The sequence below is a fragment of the Brevundimonas abyssalis TAR-001 genome, from assembly GCF_000466985.1.
In the GTDB taxonomy this organism is placed as follows: Bacteria; Pseudomonadota; Alphaproteobacteria; order Caulobacterales; family Caulobacteraceae; genus Brevundimonas; species Brevundimonas abyssalis.
On record NZ_BATC01000119.1, the window covers coordinates 1 to 698 of the forward strand.

The window sequence follows — 698 nt, forward strand, 5'->3', positions numbered from 1 at the left end:
ATCTGCACGGCCACTTTTTCGAGTTGGTGACGGGTGGTCCCTCAGGCCATCAGCCGCTGAAGCACACGGTCAATGTGGCGCCGGGCTCCACGGTCACCTTCGATCTGACGGCGGACGCGCCGGGCGACTGGGCGTTCCACTGTCACATGCTGATGCACATGCACGCCGGCATGTTCAATGTGGTGACCGTGCGCCCCCTCGATGGAGACGCCGCATGAGCCGTCTGCTGATCTGCCTTGCACCGCTTGTGGCCGTCGCGGGCATGGCCGCCGCCCAGGATCATGATCACCATCACGCACCGCCGCCGCCGCCGGCGGAGGATCCCCATACGGGTCACGACATGAGCGCCGAGCCGCAGCCGGACCCCCACGCCGGGCACGATATGGGGCCGCCTGCCGACCCGCACGCCGGGCACGACATGGGACCGCCTGCTGATCCTCACGCCGGGCACGACATGGGCCAGCCGGCCGATCCTCACGCCGGCCATGACATGGGACCGCCCGATGTGATGACGAGCGCTGACAGTCCCGGCAGGCCGCCGGAGGCGCCGCCCCCTCCCGCCGCACTGTCCGGCCCCGCTCACGCGGCCGACGCCGTCTGGGGCGAGGCGGCGATGCGGCAGGCGCGGGGAATCCTGCTGCGCGAGAACGGCGACATACGCACGACCGCCGTTGTGATCGATCGCTTGAGGCCGGATT

1 protein-coding gene and 1 pseudogene are annotated in these 698 nt (G+C 70.1%); both read left to right on the plus strand.

Going from position 1 to position 698, the window contains the following annotated elements; genetic code table 11:
• The coding region (locus MBEBAB_RS14765; protein WP_045319484.1) for a multicopper oxidase domain-containing protein at positions 1-218 on the plus strand (218 nt) is incomplete at its 5' end.
• Positions 215-698 (plus strand): annotated as a pseudogene (locus MBEBAB_RS14770) (copper resistance protein B); the annotation flags it as partial. The gene MBEBAB_RS14765 and the pseudogene MBEBAB_RS14770, both read left to right, overlap by 4 nt.